The organism is Microbacterium luticocti DSM 19459, assembly GCF_000422405.1.
Classification (GTDB): domain Bacteria; phylum Actinomycetota; class Actinomycetes; order Actinomycetales; family Microbacteriaceae; genus Microbacterium; species Microbacterium luticocti.
Genome location: NZ_AULS01000014.1, coordinates 1 through 14,315 on the forward strand (window position 1 = coordinate 1; position 14,315 = coordinate 14,315).

Below are 14,315 nucleotides of genomic sequence, written 5' to 3' on the forward strand. Positions count from 1 at the left end.
CGTTGCGGCGCGTGATCCGTTCCGGGGTGCGCTCGTAACGAGCCGCGCCGATCTTCGCCGTCGCTTCCGCGTCAACGAGATCCTGCAGGCCGGCTTGCAGCATCCGACGGAACACGTCCGAGTGGGCAAGCTCGGGGTCGGCGAGGACTTCGCCGATCAGGGTCGTCAGGGCAGACTGGTAGTGGGTCATCGTGGGATCTCTCCTTTGCTTCTTGCCGGAAACAACTGGTCATCCCACGGTGGCCCTCCATCGTCAACGACGACGAGGACCCCGCAGGAATTGACACCACGCTATGGGACTCACCCCCGGGCCGGTCTTCAAGTCCGCGTGATTCCGCGGATGCTCGGCACCGTGGCATTCGGATTGGAGGAGTTCTGCACGCAGTCCGCTCCGAAACATCCCATGATCCCGCGGATGCTCGGCACCGTGGTGTTCGGATTGGAGGAGTTCTGCACGCGGTCCGCTCCGCGGCATCCACGCCTCTCTTGTTATGAAACGCACCGTTGCGTATCATTACGCCCATGACCTCCCCCGCCGTCGGACGACCCACCGACGAAGAGCTGACCGCGCGCATCCTCGATGTGGGCGGCGCCATGCTCATCGCCGACGGCTACGCCCGCCTGCGGGTGGAGCACATCGCACGCGAAGCCGGCTGCGGCAAGACCGCGATCTATCGGCGCTACCCCGACAAGGCGACCCTGGTGGCTGCGATCATCCGCGAGCACATCAGCCTCGGCGACATGCCCGACACCGGCAGCGTCGCCGACGACCTGTTCGAGCACGCGCTGCAGAACCAGCGCAACCAGACCGACACCGGCGACACCGGCAACGGGCTGCGCGCGATGTTCGAGCCCGACGTCTTTCCTCGGCTGTGGGACGACTTCTTCCGCGCCCGCCGCGACCAGGGCGTCGCGATCATCGAGCGTGGCATCGCCCGCGGCGAGCTGCCGGCAGACGTCGACGCCGACCTCATCCTCGACACGATCGCCGGGCTCACCCTCTACCGACAGTCGGTCAAAGGCATCCGCCTCACGGCCGACCACTACCGTGCCGTCATCGCCGCACTGCTGCAGACCCCGCCGCTGCGCGCCGACACCCCACCGCTGCCTGACTGACCGCTGACGCAGCGCGACCGGCCCCGACACAGCTCGACCGGCCCCGCCGCGGCAGCCGCCGCATCCCCCCAACCGCGCCACGACGCGCCCAAGACCCCGAAGAAGAGGTCCACCGATGAGCCCCCGACCGAACCGAGGCCCGAACAGGGCACCGAGCACGCCCTCGAGCAGCAGCCCGAACGGAGCCCCGAGCACCGTCCCGAGCAGCAGCCCGAGCACGCCCTCGAGCAGCGCACCGCACAGCGCCCCGGGCGCGCCCTCGAGCAGCACCCCGAACAGCACCCCGGGCACCGCCTCGAACCGGGTCCCGAACGGGGCCCCGGGCAGCACCCCGGGCACCGCCCGCAGCGGCACGGCGAACCGGGAGATACTCACCGCATCCATGCCCACCGTCACAGCCCGCACGGTGGTCGGCTTTCTCGTGTTCTGCGAGCTGGCCAGCGGTTTCGTGCAGGGGTACTACCCGCCGCTGCTGGGCGCCATCGCCGCCCACCTGCAGGTCAGCGACGCCGACATCACCTGGTTTCTGACCGTGCAGACCCTCGCGGCGGCGGTCTGCGTGCCGTTGCTGGCCAAACTCGGCGACATCTTCGGCCATCGACGGATGCTGCGGATCGCGGTGGTCTCGGTGCTCATCGGCACGATCGTCACCGCGCTGCTGCCGCCTTACCCCTTCGTGCTCGTCGCGCGGGTGCTGGTCGGTCCGCTCGCGGTGTGGCTGCCGCTCGAGGTCGCGCTCGTGCACAGTCGCATCCGCGGCGAGAGCGCCCGCACCGCGATCGGCCTGCTCGTCTCGTGCCTGACCGGTGGAGCGATCCTCGGCACCATCGCCTCGGGCGCCGTCGGCAGCGTCTCGCCGTCGCTGACCGTCACCCTGCTGGTGCCGGTCGTCTTCGTCGCGGTCGCCGCGTTCGCGGTGTTCGTCAAGGTGCCCGAATCCAGCAGCCGCGCGGCCGCGAAGGTCGACGTCGTCGGGTTCGCCGGACTCGCCGTCGCCATGGTGGCGCTGCTGGCCGGGCTGCGCCTGGCCGGCGAGGCGGGCTTCGCCGCGCCGGGCACCCTGATCGCGCTCGGCGTCGCGCTGGTCGTGTTCGTGCTCTGGGTGATCTGGGAGCTGCGCGTCGCGCACCCGGCGATCGACATCCGGCTCACCGTCTCGCCGCGACTCGGTCCGATCTATCTCGTCGCATTCCTGTTCGGCATGGTGATGTTCGGGTCGCAGGCGCCGATCACGACGTTCCTGTCGGCCGACCCGGATGCCACCGGCTACGGGTTCGCGGCCGGACCGGGCCTGGCCTCGGCGGTGATCGCGGTCGTCACGATCCTCGCCACGATCGGCGCCGCCGTGTTCGCACCGATCGCGCGGCGCATCGGCATCCGCACCGTGCTCGTCGTCGGCGCGTGCGCGGCCGCGGCCGGCTCGCTGTTCCAGATCGCGTTGCACGAGCAGCTGTGGCAGATCTTCGTCGCCAACGCCATCTCGGGCGCCGGCATGGGGCTGCTGCTCGGCGCCCTGCCGGCACTGCTGGCCGAGCGGGCGCCGCACGACGCCACCGGCATCGCGACGGGCGTCTACAACTCGCTGCGCACCCTCGGAGGCGCTGCCGCCGGCGCCGTCTTCGCCCTCGTGCTCGCCGGGTTCACCGCATCCGGCACCCTCACCTCGTCGATCGGCGGGTACGTCACCGTCTGGGCGATCTGCGCCGGCGCGTTCGTCGTCGCCGCGGTCGCGCTGACGCTCATGAAGATGCCCGGCGCGACCGGCGACGCCGACGACGACTCCGGCGCGACCGGCGACTCGGGCGCGCCCGGCGACTCCACCCCTCTCACGGAAGGCTGACCATGTCTGAGATCCCCGATTTCCGCGGCGAGGCCGCTGCGCTGATGCCCGACCTGGTCACGCTGCGGCGGGCCCTGCACGCCGATCCCGAGCTCGGGCTCGAGCTGCCGCGCACCCAGCAGAAGGTGCTCGCCGCCCTCGAGGGCCTGCCGCTTCAGATCACGACCGGCACCCGCACGACCTCGGTGGTCGCGGTGCTGCGTGGCCAGCTGCCCGGGCCCGCCGTCATCCTGCGCGGCGACATGGATGCGCTGCCGATCGACGAGGCCACCGGGCTCGAGTTCGCGTCGTCGAACGGCGCGATGCACGCGTGCGGGCACGACCTGCACACCGCGGGCCTGGTCGGCGCCGCCCGGCTGCTGGCGGCGCACCGCGACCGGTTGCACGGCTCGGTCGTGTTCATGTTCCAGCCCGGCGAAGAGGGACACGGCGGCGCCAAGGTCATGATCGACGAGGGGGTGCTGGATGCCGCGGGCTCGCGCGCCGTGGCCGCGTACGCCGTCCACGTGGCGCCCGGTCCACGTGGCGTGTTCGCGACCCGGCCTGGTGCGGTGGCGGCGGGCTCGAACCAGCTCACCGTGACCGTGCGCGGTCGCGGCGGGCACGGGTCGCAGCCGCATCAGACCCTCGACCCGGTGCCGGTCGCGGCCGAGATCGTGCTGGCGCTGCAGAGCTTCGTCACGCGGCGGTTCGACGCGTTCGATCCGATCGTGCTGTCGGTCACCCGTCTTGACACCGGCGCCGGGGCGGTGAACGTCATCCCCGAACAGGCGCGGCTGGCGGCGACGGTGCGCACGATGTCGGCCGCGTCGCTGGCGCGGCTGCAGCAGGAACTGCCGCGCCTGGTTCGCGGCATCGCGCAGGCGCACGGCCTCGACGCCGACGTGTCGTTCGAGGTGATGTACCCGGTGACCGTGAACGCGGCCGACGAGACGCAGGATGCGGTGGCCGTGCTGCGCGACGTGTTCGGCGAGCAGCGGGTGCAGCAGATGCCCTCGCCGATGATGGGGTCGGAGGACTTCGCGTTCGTGCTGGATGAGGTGCCGGGCGTGTTCCTCGCGCTGCTGACCTCGCCGCCCGAGGTCGACCTCGCCACTGCGGAGTGGAACCACTCGCCGCGGGTGCTGTTCGACGACGCGGTGCTCGGCGACCAGGCCGCCGCGCTGGCGACGCTCGCGTTCCGCCGGACTCAGCTCGGCGACGCCGGCTGACTGGTCCGGACGCCGGGACATCCCACCCAGCCGGCGCCCGGCCCCCAGCCCCCAGCCCCACCCTTTGGTGATGGTTGCCGCAAATGGTCGAAAAGATCGCGATCATAGCGACCATTTGCGGCAACTACCGGCACGGTCGGGTCGGTGACGAAATGACTTCGCCCGCGAACAGCGGCTTCAGCATGAGGGACCGTCTTTCCTTCCCAAGATCTCGCTCACGAGAAGGCCGGTCGCAGAGTCTCGCTCTTCTCCAGCTCGACAGCGAGCGCCTGGACCGGAGATCTTGTGGACTTCACGAGGCTCTTGCCATCGGGTGCCCGCAGGTCGACGGATGAGACGTCGTCGCACACGTTCAACATCACGACAGAGAAGTCACCCTCAACAGACCGTGGTTCAACGACCGTCACAAGCGTTTCGCCGCTCTTCACGACGCCCTCTGCGTGATAGCGGGTGAGATTCTTCTTGTCCGCGTCGAGTGCAGTCCCTGTCGACCATCGATACGCCTCTTCAAACGTCGCGGGGTCCGACAGATCGACCTTGTTCAACGCTTGCGTGTACGCCCGGTACGTGGCCTCCGCCGCCTTGTACGCGTCGGCTTCGCTGGTGAACCGTGGACTCGGGGTCGCGCTCGGCGCCAGCTGCGGGGGCTGCGGTGTGCAGCCGGTCAACACCGCGAGCACGAGCACCGCGGCGGTCACGATGGCACGGCGAGACATGCACCCCACCGTACCGAGATCCCCCGAACCGCCGTCGAAATCATCCACAGACCTCGTCCACCTCCGCCCCGGCTATCACCTGTCGTTCGTGTTGTTGCCGCCACGCGGGGGGGGGGAACGTGGCTGCCTCTCTCGCCAAGGGAGCTTCGAAACTCAAGAGGGCGAGGATGATCAGCCTTCACACGGTGTGGAACTCCCAGAGATGCTACTGACGAGGAGACCTGTGGCTGAAGTGGAGTCTGGAATGAAGGTGAAGGTCAACGGCTGCAGGTCTGGTCGTTCTGGTCTGACCAGAGAATGTCCGGACTTATCGAGCAGGTTCACACCGCTGATGTCCATGCAGACATCCAATGCAACAACCGCCTCGTGTTCGGGCGTAAAGGATCGACGCACGATAGACCCTGGCTTGGTGTCACCATCCAATGTCCAGCCTTCGGAATACATGTGCGTCAACGACTTCTTGTCGGCGTCGAGCGCATCTCCGACCTCGAGCTTGTATACCGGCTCGAATGTCGCGGGGGAGACGAGTTCGACCTGGTTGCTCGCGTCGACATACGCCCGGTACGTGGCCTCCGCGGCCGTGTACCCGTCGGCTTCGCTGGTGAACCGCGGACTCGGGGTCGGGCTCGGCGCGGGATGCGGGGGCCGCGGTGCGCAGCCGGTCAACACCGCGAGCACGAGCACCGCGGTGGCCACGATCACACGGGGAGACATGCACCCCACCGTACCGAGATTCGCCGCCCCATCACCCTGCGGTGAATGACGTCCGTCGACCAGGTCGCCGCAGCCGAGTTGATCAGCACGCTGGTCCCTCCGTTCGTCCCCCGATAGCCGCCACCACGAAGCCGGTGGGAGACCCGTCGGAGCCATGGACCTCCACTGCGACACTCTGGACATCCGGACGGTCTGGTGAAACAAGCGATGCACCATCCTCGCTTCGAATGTCGACAGAGGACACGTCGACGCATGCCGCCAGCACGACCTCGTCAAGAGGTGGTGTCGCCTCAGTTGCAGTCAGGGAGAGGATCCGCGTACTACCCAACATCGAGACGTTCTCCGCGTGATACGCGGTCAACGTCTTCTTGTCCGCGGATTGGCGGCCCTCAGTAGCCCACCGGTAGACGTCTTCGAACGTCGCTGGATCTGAGATATCGACGGCATTGAGCGCATCTACGTACGCCCGGTACGTGTCTTCCGCGGCCTTGTAAGCGTCGGCTTCGCTCGTGAACCGCGGACTCGGCGTCGGGCTCGGTGCCGGATGCGGCGGCTGCGGGCTGCAGCCAGTCACCATCGCAAGCACGACGACCGTGGCGACCACGATCGCACGGCGGGACATGCATACCACCGGACCCAGATGGTCAGCAGCCGGGGCCGGTGGGGTCTTCGGTGCAGGTGTGGGCGACCAGCATGGTGTGGGCTTCGTAGATGCGGATGCTCTGGGTGCTGCTGGTGGCGGACACGAACCCGGAGACGGCCTGTGTCCAGCCAGTGTCGAAGGTCACGACCGGGCTGTAGGCGACGGTGACCCGGACGGTGTACCTGCCGCGGGCGGTGTACACGTGACTGGTGGGGGTCTCGGTGAACTGCGGTTCCCTGGCGCGGGACCACAGGGTGCCGGCGGTGCCGGTTCTCAGGCTGGTGCCGTCGCCGGGGGCCCAGGTGAAGTGGTGTGGGGTGAACCGGACAGTCACCGCATGATCGAACAACTCCCCATGCAACGTCTGGGCCGGGGCGGTGGCCACCAGGTTCACCGGCAGTCCCACGATCCCGACCCCGGCAGGCTCCGTGGCCAGCACCGGTGGTGTCGGCCGGAACCTGGCCAAGTCGGTGAGCGTGACCGTCGGGATCGCCTCGGCCGCCGGTGTCGGAGTGGCCGACGGGGTCAGCCGACACGGCACCGACACGGTCTTGCAGTCCACCGGCGTCACCGCACCCGGCACCGCCGGCAACGCATCAGGATTCGGATGCGGGACCGGGGTGGAGTTCCCGCCATTGCCGTTGCTGCGATACTGCGATGCGTCTGTGCGGTTTGTCTCATTGCCGCCGCCCGTGGTCTTCTCCGCTCGTACATCCACGCCATCGAATGTGTTAGTCGACCACGTTCTCGTTGTCCCGCCGTCGTCAGATGGCGGTGTGTCTGCAATCGGCGTGATGAGGAGTGATGCTACGACGGCGACAGCGGCGATCAACATTTGGGCCCGTCGCTTCGTCCCGATACCTTGTCCACAAGCAGGCCCGTAGGTGAATCATCGCTGGTGGTCACGTGCACCCTGATCGCTTGAACCGGTCGACGATCCGCACTGACGAGCGATTCGCCGTTCTTGTCCCGTAGGACGACATCCGACACGTCGAGGCATCCGTGCAATGTCACATCACTCAGGTCCGCCGACACTGTGCCGGGTTCGAGGAGGGTGATCACGGTGCTGCCTTCGACCGTGTCCCCGTCCGCGTGATACGCAGTCAGGTTCTTCTTGTCCGCGTCTAACGCCGTCCCCGTCTCCCAGCGATACACGTCCTCAAATGTTGCGGGTCTGCTGAGATCCACCTTGTTGAGTACGGCGATGTACGCCCGGTACGTGGCCTCCGCGGCCTTGTACGCGTCGGCTTCGCTGGTGAACCGCGGACTCGGGGTCGGGCTCGGTGCCGGCTGTGGGGTGCAGCCGGTCAGCACCGCGAGCACCAGCACCGCGGCGGCCACGATCGTACGACGAGACATGCACATCACCGTACCCAGATCCGCCGATCCGCCGCAGAAGTTATCCACAGCCCCGCCACCCCGGCCGCGACTGCCACTTGTCGTTGGAACCCTCGGGAGAGCCCCGAGGCGAAAGGATGACCGGGCGGCGGCTGCTCGCCCGTGCGCGGGTCAGGTCCGATTCGCGCCTGCGCAGCTATAACTCGTGCCCGGCGCACGTGCACCCCGCGCGCCCGGCGCAGACGCACCCCCCCGCGCCCCGCGCAGACGCCCCCCCCCCCCCCCCCCCCCGCGCCCCGCGCAGGCGCACCTCGCGCGACGCTTATGCAGGCGACGGGTGCGGCGCGTGCCCCGCGCGACCGATGTGCGACCTGCGCCTGACGCGGGCGAACCCTTCTGGGCCACGCGTACGTCACGACCATCCAGGCAGCTGTCGCCTGACGCGGGTGATCGCGCGCGGGCGAAGGCGCGCGGCAGCAGGTAGGCGGAGCGCACACCCCTCGACCAACCGCGCCGCTGATGCCACACTCGAGGGATGGATCCGCTCACGGGGCTCGTGCTCGCGGTGGTGCTCGCCGCGGTGTTCTTCTACGTCCTCTACGTCGTCGTGCGCCGCGCCGTGGCGGCGGGGATCCGGGATGCCGCCGGCCGCGCGCCGGCAACCGACGCCGCCGGGACCCCGGGGCCGCACGCCCCCGACTGACGCCATGTGGATCGGCTGGATCGAGTTCGACCTGCTGCTCGGGGACGTGCACTCGCTGAAGCAGAAGCGCAGCATCCTTCGCCCCCTCATCGCCGACCTCAGCCGGCGCACCGAGGCCTCGGCCGCCGAGGTGGGCGCGCACGATCTGCACCGCCGCGCGGCCGTCGGCGTCGCCGTCGTCGCGTCCGACGCGACCCACGTGCGCGATGTGCTGGACCGCGCCGAGCGGCTGCTCGCCGACGAGCACCCCGAGATCACGCTGCTCTCGACCCGGCGCGGCCTGCACTCCAGCGAGGACTGACGCGCCACGAGGCGGAAGTTTCCACCCCGGCTCGGCTGGCCCGAGAGGCGGGATGCCGCGACCATGGCTGCATGTCGACCTCCTTCTTGGGCGCGGATGCGCAGCGACTGCTCGACCTCGCCGCCGCGTGCGCGGCCGGCGCCGAGCAACTCATCGCCATCACCCGACGCACCACCGTCGAGCTCACGACCCAGCTGCCCTGGAGCGGGCCGGATGCCACGGCCATGCGCGCGCAGTGGCAGGACGACGCCGTACCCGCAGTCGGCGCCGTCGCCGGACGGCTGCGCGACGCCGGGCTCACGCTCGTGCGCGAGGCGCAGCAGCAGCTCGACGCCAGCGGTGAGGCGGGCGCGCGAGGAACGGCAAGCGCCGGCGGAACGGTAAGCGCGGGGGGAACGGTAAGCGCGGGCGCCGGACCCGCGAGCGTCGGCGCGGGCGGAACGGCAGACGCGAGCACCGGGTCCGCGGGCGGAGAGGGCACCGGGCCCGCGACCATGGGTGCGAGCGGCACGGCCGGTGCGAGCGGCACCACCGGCACGAGCGGCACCACCGGCGCAGGCACCGGGCCCGCGAGCGTCGGCGCAAGCGGCACGGCCGCGGGCCCGAACCCAGCCGCCGCCACCGGCCCCGCCGGCACAGGAACCGCGCGCGGCGCGGGGCCGGAGGCATCCACCCCCTCACCGAGCCTGGCCGAACGGCTCGCCGACCTGCGCGACCACCTCACCCTGCTGCCAGGGACCGCGACCCTCGGGCGGATTCTCGCCGAGATGCCCGCGACCGGCGACAAGTGGGCGAACCTGCCCGCCGCGATCGAACGCGCCGAGGCCGGCGGCGGTGCGATCGCCAAATACGGCGGCGGCGCGCTCGGCGTCTACAGCGCCGCCACGAACGGATGGGGCTTCGGCACCGCCGCCACCGAGAACGACGTCGGCGGCATGGTCGAACACGGCGTGCCCTTGCTGTTCACCGCCGCCGGGCCCGAAATCGACGCCACCCTCGGCACCGCCTGGGGCGTCGGCTACCAGATCGGCACCGACGCGTACAACGACATGCAGGGCACCCGCTACGGCGACATCGTGCAGAGCATGACCGACGACGCGTTCACCGAACACGGCGCATGGGGGATGCTGCAGGTGCCCGGCATCCTCGGTTTCGCAGCCTACGAGTACTTCACCGAAGACCCGCCGCCGGGCACGTGAGCATCGCGCGGTAGGGGGTGGATGCCGCAGCCCGGCCGACCCGTGACGCCGCGGCGCGTCCGCGCGTGTCGGACCGGCGACCTAGACTTCCGTTCGGCGCGCCCGCCCGGAGCGCGGGCGAGGACGGACATGGGGACGCTGCCGACCGTGCTCGGCTATGCGCAGCTGCTCGACCACCTCGTCGCCCGCCGACCCGGCCTGACCGTGCCGGAGCAGTCGCTGCCGTTCTGACCAACTGCCGGCGTCTGACCTGGCCGGCGCGCCGCCCGAGGCGCGGGCGAGGACGCAATGCCCCACAACCCGCCCGCGGCCGTCCGCGCGTCGCCCCACGAACCGCCCGCGCACCCACGAGCCGGAAGTTTCCTCCGTTCGCGGGCTGGCGCCCGCGGCCGGTCCGGCGCCAGGATGACGCCATGTCACCGACCACGCTCTCGGGCGCCGACATCGAGGCGCTGCGCGCCTTCGCCCGCCAGTGCGCGCAGGGCGCCGACCGGCTCGACACCGTGCGCGCCCGCACTACCGAGGCACTGTGCTCACAGTTCACCTGGGTGGGGCGGGATGCCGATGCCCACCGTGCGCAGTGGCTCGACGCCGTCGCACCCGGCCTCGGGACGACGGTGACCGCGCTGCGCACCGCCGCCGAGCTCATCGTGCATGAAGCCGCACAGCAGGAGCAGGCCAGCGCGTCCGGGGCGACCGCGGCGGGAGCGGGCGCGGGCGAGTCCGGGGCGACCGCGGCGGGTGCGGGCGCGGCGGGTGTCACCGCCATGGCGGGCGCGGGCGGCGTTCCGGGCCCGGCGGGTGCGGGCGGGAGCACCGCAGCGCCCGGGCCGGCCACGGCCGCCGGAACAGCAGGCGCGGCGCGCGACGCCGGCAGTCTCGCGCCTCCTCCCACCACCGGACCGACGGCCGTCGCGGACTGGTGGCGGCACCTCACCGACGCGCAACGGCAGCAGGTGATCGCGGCGCATCCGGACTGGATCGGCAACACCGACGGCATCCCGGCCCATGACCGCGACCTCGCGAACCGCAGCATCCTGCACACGCGGACCACCGCACTCGAGCATGAGACCACGACGATCCGGGGCGAGCTGGCGGGGCTCGACGCGCGCGAGGCGACCGAGGGCACATACGCCGTCACGGTGCGCCGGTTCGCGCTCGAGCACGCGCTCGCCGACGACAGCCGGCAGCTCGCAGCCGCGCACGCGGTGCAGCAGGCGCTGGCGGCCGGCCCCGACCGGCACCTGCTCACGCTCGACCTCGCCGCGCCCGGGCAGCCGCTCGCCGCAGTCGCGGTCGGCGACGTCGACACCGCCGACCACGTCGCCGTGTACGTGCCCGGGTTCACCACGACCGTCGCCGACGACCTGGCGCCGGCCACCGCCACGATGGACCGCCTGCGGGTCGCCACCGAGGCCCAACTGCAGACCGCCGGCCGCACCGGCACGGTCGCCACCGTCGCGTGGCTCGGATACGAGGCCCCCCAGGTGAGCAACGTCGTCAGCTGGGGGCACAGCGTCGCGGGAGCCACCCTGGCCGAGCGCGGCGGCGTGCAGTTGAGCGGGCTCCTCTCGGGAATCGGCGCGGCGCGCGCCACCGACCCGCACCTGACGGTGATCGCGCACTCGTACGGGTCGACCACCGCCGCCTACGCGTTCCACACCGTCACCGGCGTGGACGATGCGGTGTTCGCCGGTTCGCCCGGCATCACGACACCGGATGCCTCGACCTTGCACGTGCCGACCGGTCACGCGTTCGTGATGGAGGCCTCCGGCGACGGCGTCGCGGCGCTCGGCCGGTTCGGCCCCGACCCGAGCGTGGTCGACGGGGTCACCCACCTGAGCACGAGCGCGACCGTCATGGACGGGCAGTCGTATGCGGCCGTGCACGGACACACCCACTACTTCGACCCCGGTTCGACGAGCCTGCACAACATGGCCGCCGTCGCGGCCGGGCTGCCCGACGCCGCCGCGCACGGCCGAAACTTCGGCCCGGGCGACGCCGCCCGCGTCGGACTCGACCTGCTGCGCCTGCGCCTGCCTCCGGTCATGGTGCCGGGCGGGGGGAGGTGAGGCACGAGCGGGCGCGCCCGACGTGCCTGACGCCTGATTGAGCGCGCGCCCGACGTGGACCGCGGGCGCGGGCCGCGGCATCCACCTGCCCGACCTCAACCCCACCGCCTCGGGTAGGTGCGGTAGATGGTCGTTATGACCGCTGTCTTTCCGACCATTTGCGGCAACCATCGGCGGGGGCACCGCGCCTGCGAGCGGCGGGCGCACCACCCCCGGGCCTCGCCCCGTGGCGCGGGCGTGCCGCTACCCTGTGTCGGGAGGGGAACGGTCGGGGGGAACGACGTGCTGAGAGTGACGCTGCGCGGACCGGGGGTGCCCACGGTCGTGCTCGGATCGGGTGACACGCTGCTGATGGGCCGGTCACCGGATGCCGCGCTGCCGCCCGGCGACGCCCAGGTGAACATCACCGCACTCGCGCTGCCCCATGTCGCCCCTCATGTGTCGCGGGTCGGCGGCGAGGTGCAGGTCGGCGACGAAGTGGTGCGGCTGCGCTGGCGCGGGTCGACCCCGGCGCAGCTGTCCAGCCTGTTCGACGCGCCCGGCGGCGCTCGGCGCGTCAGCCTGTCGGAGGGGATGTCGGCACTGCTGGACGAAGGCGAGAACCAGCTGCTCATCTACCGCGGCCGACAGACCGGCCCGAACCGGTACACCGACCTGGTCGTCACCCTCGACGTCGAAGAAGTGGATGCCGCGGCCCCGAGCCATCCGTGGAGCGATGTGCCCGCGGCATCCGATGGCGACGCCACCGCCGCCGCGCCGCACCTGGAACGCTGGTCGCGCGAGTGGTACGTCGCGCTCGCGCTGACCGAACCATGGCTGAGCGGTGCCGATGACTATCCGCGGCCGCCGTCGAACCGGGAGATCTACGAGCGCATCCTCGCGTGGCGCGGCCACGCCTGGAACCTGGAGCGCGCGCAGCGGGTCGACGACGCGATCCGGTCGGTGGCGCGCCTCGCGTTCGGCCCCGCGGACGACCTGTTCACCGCCTCGGCCGGGCGCGTGCAGAACGTGCGCTTCGCCGTCGGCCGGCGCATCGCCGAGACCGGCCTGGTGACCCCGGCCGACCTGCAGGCCGTGCTCATCGCGCAGGCTCGGGGCAACGGCATCCGCCCCGACGCGTAGGCGGCGGCCGCGGGCGCGGCGCGGGTCGCAGAAGTGGCCCCTCGGGGTCGGCCCAGGCGGCATCTTCTGCGACCTGCGTCGCTCGGGGTCGCAGAACATGCCCAGTCAGAAGTCCGGGGTGGCGACTTCTGCGACCTGTACGCAAGGCGCGCATCGCGGGCCCCCGCCAGGCGCGGGTCGCAGGTCACCGGGCGCGGGTCGCAGAAGTGGCCCCTCGGGGTCGGCCCAGGCGGCGTCTTCTGCGACCTGCGTCGCTCGAGGTCGCAGAACATGCCCAGTCAGAAGCCCGGGCTGGGCGACTTCTGCGACCTTTGCGCGGCGGCCGCGGACCCAGTCGGCAGGTCGCAGGACGCGGCTCGCAGGTCACAGGACGCGGGTCGCAGAAGTGGCCCCTTGAAGTCGGCCCAGACGGCGTCTTCTGCGACCTGCGTCGCCCCGGGGTCGCAGAACAAGCCCGCTCAGGCGGGCGTGGTGGGCGACTTCTGCGACCTGTACGGGACAGCCACGGACCCAGTCCGCAGGCCGCAGGTCGCCAGGCGCAGGTCGCAGAAGTGGCCCCTCGGGGTCGAGCCATGCGGCGTCTTCTGCGACCTGCGTCGCTCGGGGTCGCAGAACATGCCCAGTCAGAAGCCCCGGGTGGGCGACTTCTGCGACCTGTGCGCTGTGGCCGCGGACCGAGTCGGCAGGTCGCAGGACGCGGCTCGCAGGTCGCAGGACGCGGGTCGCAGAAGTGGTCCCTTGAAGTCGGCCCAGACGGCGTCTTCTGCGACCCGCGTCGCTCGGGGTCGCAGAACAGGCCCGCTCAGATGGGCGTGGTGGGCGTGTTCTGCGACCTGGGCGCGGTGGGCGTCGCCGTGTGGAGCTGATGACGGGCCGGGTGAGGCATCCGGATCACCACCCGAACCGCGCGGATCCGGGCCGACGCGGCGGAAGTTTCCACCCCCGCGGCGCTGGATTGAGCCCCGCGTGCGCGCCTAGCGTCAGGGGCGATTCCACACCGAGGAGGAACCCGAGATGTACGACCGCTCACGCTTCTACGGCATCGACACCCAGTACACGCGCGACCAGTCGCAGCGCATGGACTCCCACGCCACCGAGCTGAAGGGCGTCGTCGACAGCGTGTCGGCGCTCGTCGACCAGGTGTTGTGGATCGGTCCGGCCGCCGACCGCTTCAAGCAGGACTGGGACGGGGCGCTGCGCCCCGAGCTCGCGCAGGCCGCCGACTCGCTGCGCGAGAACGCCGCCGAGCTGCGCCGGCGCGCCGATCTGCAGGACGAAGTCAGCAACAGTTAGCGCCGACGCGGCGGAAGTTTCCACCCCCGTCGAGGTGGATTTCCGCC

The 14,315-nt window shown here is 71.1% G+C and carries 15 protein-coding genes; 9 read left to right on the plus strand and 6 right to left on the minus strand.

All coding sequences use genetic code 11. The features are described from left to right. Nucleotides 1-190: transposase (locus H577_RS0110775; RefSeq protein ID WP_029145955.1), on the minus strand; the 190-nt coding region annotated here is incomplete at its 3' end. Nucleotides 191-522: 332 nt separating this feature from the next. Between H577_RS0110775 and H577_RS0110780 the strand changes: the two genes are divergently transcribed. The 3 genes from H577_RS0110780 (at nucleotide 523) to H577_RS0110795 (ending at nucleotide 4,167) form a co-directional block, all read left to right on the plus strand. After that, on the plus strand, nucleotides 523-1,116 hold the full coding sequence (locus H577_RS0110780) for a TetR/AcrR family transcriptional regulator (RefSeq protein ID WP_029145956.1): 594 nt from the start codon (nucleotides 523-525) through the stop codon (nucleotides 1,114-1,116). A 382-nt stretch (nucleotides 1,117-1,498) separates the two neighbouring features. Next, nucleotides 1,499-2,956 carry an MFS transporter gene (locus H577_RS16195; RefSeq protein ID WP_051191967.1) on the plus strand — a complete coding sequence of 486 codons (1,458 nt, stop codon included), beginning with the start codon at nucleotides 1,499-1,501 and terminating at the stop codon, nucleotides 2,954-2,956. Between the two features lie 2 nt (nucleotides 2,957-2,958). Continuing rightward, a complete protein-coding gene (locus H577_RS0110795) occupies nucleotides 2,959-4,167 on the plus strand; it encodes a M20 metallopeptidase family protein (RefSeq protein WP_029145957.1) in 1,209 nt (402 codons plus the stop codon). 215 nt (nucleotides 4,168-4,382) lie between these two features. Here H577_RS0110795 and H577_RS16200 read toward each other — a convergent pair whose 3' ends face one another. The 5 genes from H577_RS16200 to H577_RS17845 all read right to left on the minus strand — a co-directional run bounded on the left by H577_RS16200 (nucleotide 4,383) and on the right by H577_RS17845 (nucleotide 7,647). Then, a complete protein-coding gene (locus tag H577_RS16200) occupies nucleotides 4,383-4,931 on the minus strand; it encodes a hypothetical protein (protein ID WP_156876628.1) in 549 nt (182 codons plus the stop codon). Between the two features lie 123 nt (nucleotides 4,932-5,054). After that, nucleotides 5,055-5,597: a hypothetical protein gene (locus H577_RS17660; RefSeq protein WP_156876629.1), complete on the minus strand. Its 543-nt coding sequence runs from the start codon at nucleotides 5,595-5,597 to the stop codon at nucleotides 5,055-5,057. 82 nt (nucleotides 5,598-5,679) lie between these two features. After that, nucleotides 5,680-6,201: a P-loop NTPase family protein gene (locus H577_RS17665; protein WP_156876630.1), complete on the minus strand. Its 522-nt coding sequence runs from the start codon at nucleotides 6,199-6,201 to the stop codon at nucleotides 5,680-5,682. Between the two features lie 40 nt (nucleotides 6,202-6,241). Beyond that, nucleotides 6,242-7,075 (minus strand): hypothetical protein, encoded by an 834-nt coding sequence (locus H577_RS16205; RefSeq protein WP_156876631.1) that lies wholly within the window; start codon nucleotides 7,073-7,075, stop codon nucleotides 6,242-6,244. After that, entirely contained in the window at nucleotides 7,069-7,647 is a 579-nt protein-coding gene (locus tag H577_RS17845; protein WP_169566292.1) for a hypothetical protein, read from the minus strand. Before H577_RS17845 ends, H577_RS16205 begins: the two co-directional genes overlap by 7 nt. A gap of 466 nt (nucleotides 7,648-8,113) precedes the next feature. On the opposite strand from H577_RS17845, the gene H577_RS17850 reads away from it, so the two are divergent. The 6 genes from H577_RS17850 (at nucleotide 8,114) to H577_RS0110850 (ending at nucleotide 14,268) form a co-directional block, all read left to right on the plus strand. Then, nucleotides 8,114-8,281, plus strand: coding sequence for a hypothetical protein (locus tag H577_RS17850; protein ID WP_169566294.1), 168 nt, complete (start codon nucleotides 8,114-8,116; stop codon nucleotides 8,279-8,281). A 4-nt stretch (nucleotides 8,282-8,285) separates the two neighbouring features. Continuing rightward, nucleotides 8,286-8,582 carry a DUF503 domain-containing protein gene (locus H577_RS0110825; RefSeq protein WP_029145960.1) on the plus strand — a complete coding sequence of 99 codons (297 nt, stop codon included), beginning with the start codon at nucleotides 8,286-8,288 and terminating at the stop codon, nucleotides 8,580-8,582. Nucleotides 8,583-8,653: 71 nt separating this feature from the next. Continuing rightward, nucleotides 8,654-9,781 (plus strand): hypothetical protein, encoded by a 1,128-nt coding sequence (locus H577_RS0110830; protein ID WP_029145961.1) that lies wholly within the window; start codon nucleotides 8,654-8,656, stop codon nucleotides 9,779-9,781. A gap of 413 nt (nucleotides 9,782-10,194) precedes the next feature. Continuing rightward, the gene (locus H577_RS17065; RefSeq protein WP_051191970.1) at nucleotides 10,195-11,853 is read left to right on the plus strand and encodes an alpha/beta hydrolase; all 1,659 of its coding nucleotides are present in this window, start codon (nucleotides 10,195-10,197) and stop codon (nucleotides 11,851-11,853) included. A gap of 282 nt (nucleotides 11,854-12,135) precedes the next feature. Beyond that, nucleotides 12,136-12,975: a hypothetical protein gene (locus H577_RS0110845; protein ID WP_245570386.1), complete on the plus strand. Its 840-nt coding sequence runs from the start codon at nucleotides 12,136-12,138 to the stop codon at nucleotides 12,973-12,975. A gap of 1,014 nt (nucleotides 12,976-13,989) precedes the next feature. Further along, nucleotides 13,990-14,268 carry a hypothetical protein gene (locus tag H577_RS0110850; protein WP_029145963.1) on the plus strand — a complete coding sequence of 93 codons (279 nt, stop codon included), beginning with the start codon at nucleotides 13,990-13,992 and terminating at the stop codon, nucleotides 14,266-14,268. Nucleotides 14,269-14,315 lie beyond the last annotated feature (47 nt).

Coding starts and splice junctions, on each gene's coding strand:
- H577_RS17850 (WP_169566294.1), top strand. CDS start 8,114: ATGGATCCGCTCACGGGGCTCGTGCTCGCGGTGGTGCTCGCCGCGGTG.
- H577_RS0110780 (WP_029145956.1), top strand. CDS start 523: ATGACCTCCCCCGCCGTCGGACGACCCACCGACGAAGAGCTGACCGCG.
- H577_RS17660 (WP_156876629.1), bottom strand. CDS start 5,597: ATGTCTCCCCGTGTGATCGTGGCCACCGCGGTGCTCGTGCTCGCGGTG.
- H577_RS16195 (WP_051191967.1), top strand. CDS start 1,499: ATGCCCACCGTCACAGCCCGCACGGTGGTCGGCTTTCTCGTGTTCTGC.
- H577_RS0110830 (WP_029145961.1), top strand. CDS start 8,654: ATGTCGACCTCCTTCTTGGGCGCGGATGCGCAGCGACTGCTCGACCTC.
- H577_RS0110795 (WP_029145957.1), top strand. CDS start 2,959: ATGTCTGAGATCCCCGATTTCCGCGGCGAGGCCGCTGCGCTGATGCCC.
- H577_RS0110850 (WP_029145963.1), top strand. CDS start 13,990: ATGTACGACCGCTCACGCTTCTACGGCATCGACACCCAGTACACGCGC.
- H577_RS17065 (WP_051191970.1), top strand. CDS start 10,195: ATGTCACCGACCACGCTCTCGGGCGCCGACATCGAGGCGCTGCGCGCC.
- H577_RS0110825 (WP_029145960.1), top strand. CDS start 8,286: ATGTGGATCGGCTGGATCGAGTTCGACCTGCTGCTCGGGGACGTGCAC.
- H577_RS16205 (WP_156876631.1), bottom strand. CDS start 7,075: ATGTTGATCGCCGCTGTCGCCGTCGTAGCATCACTCCTCATCACGCCG.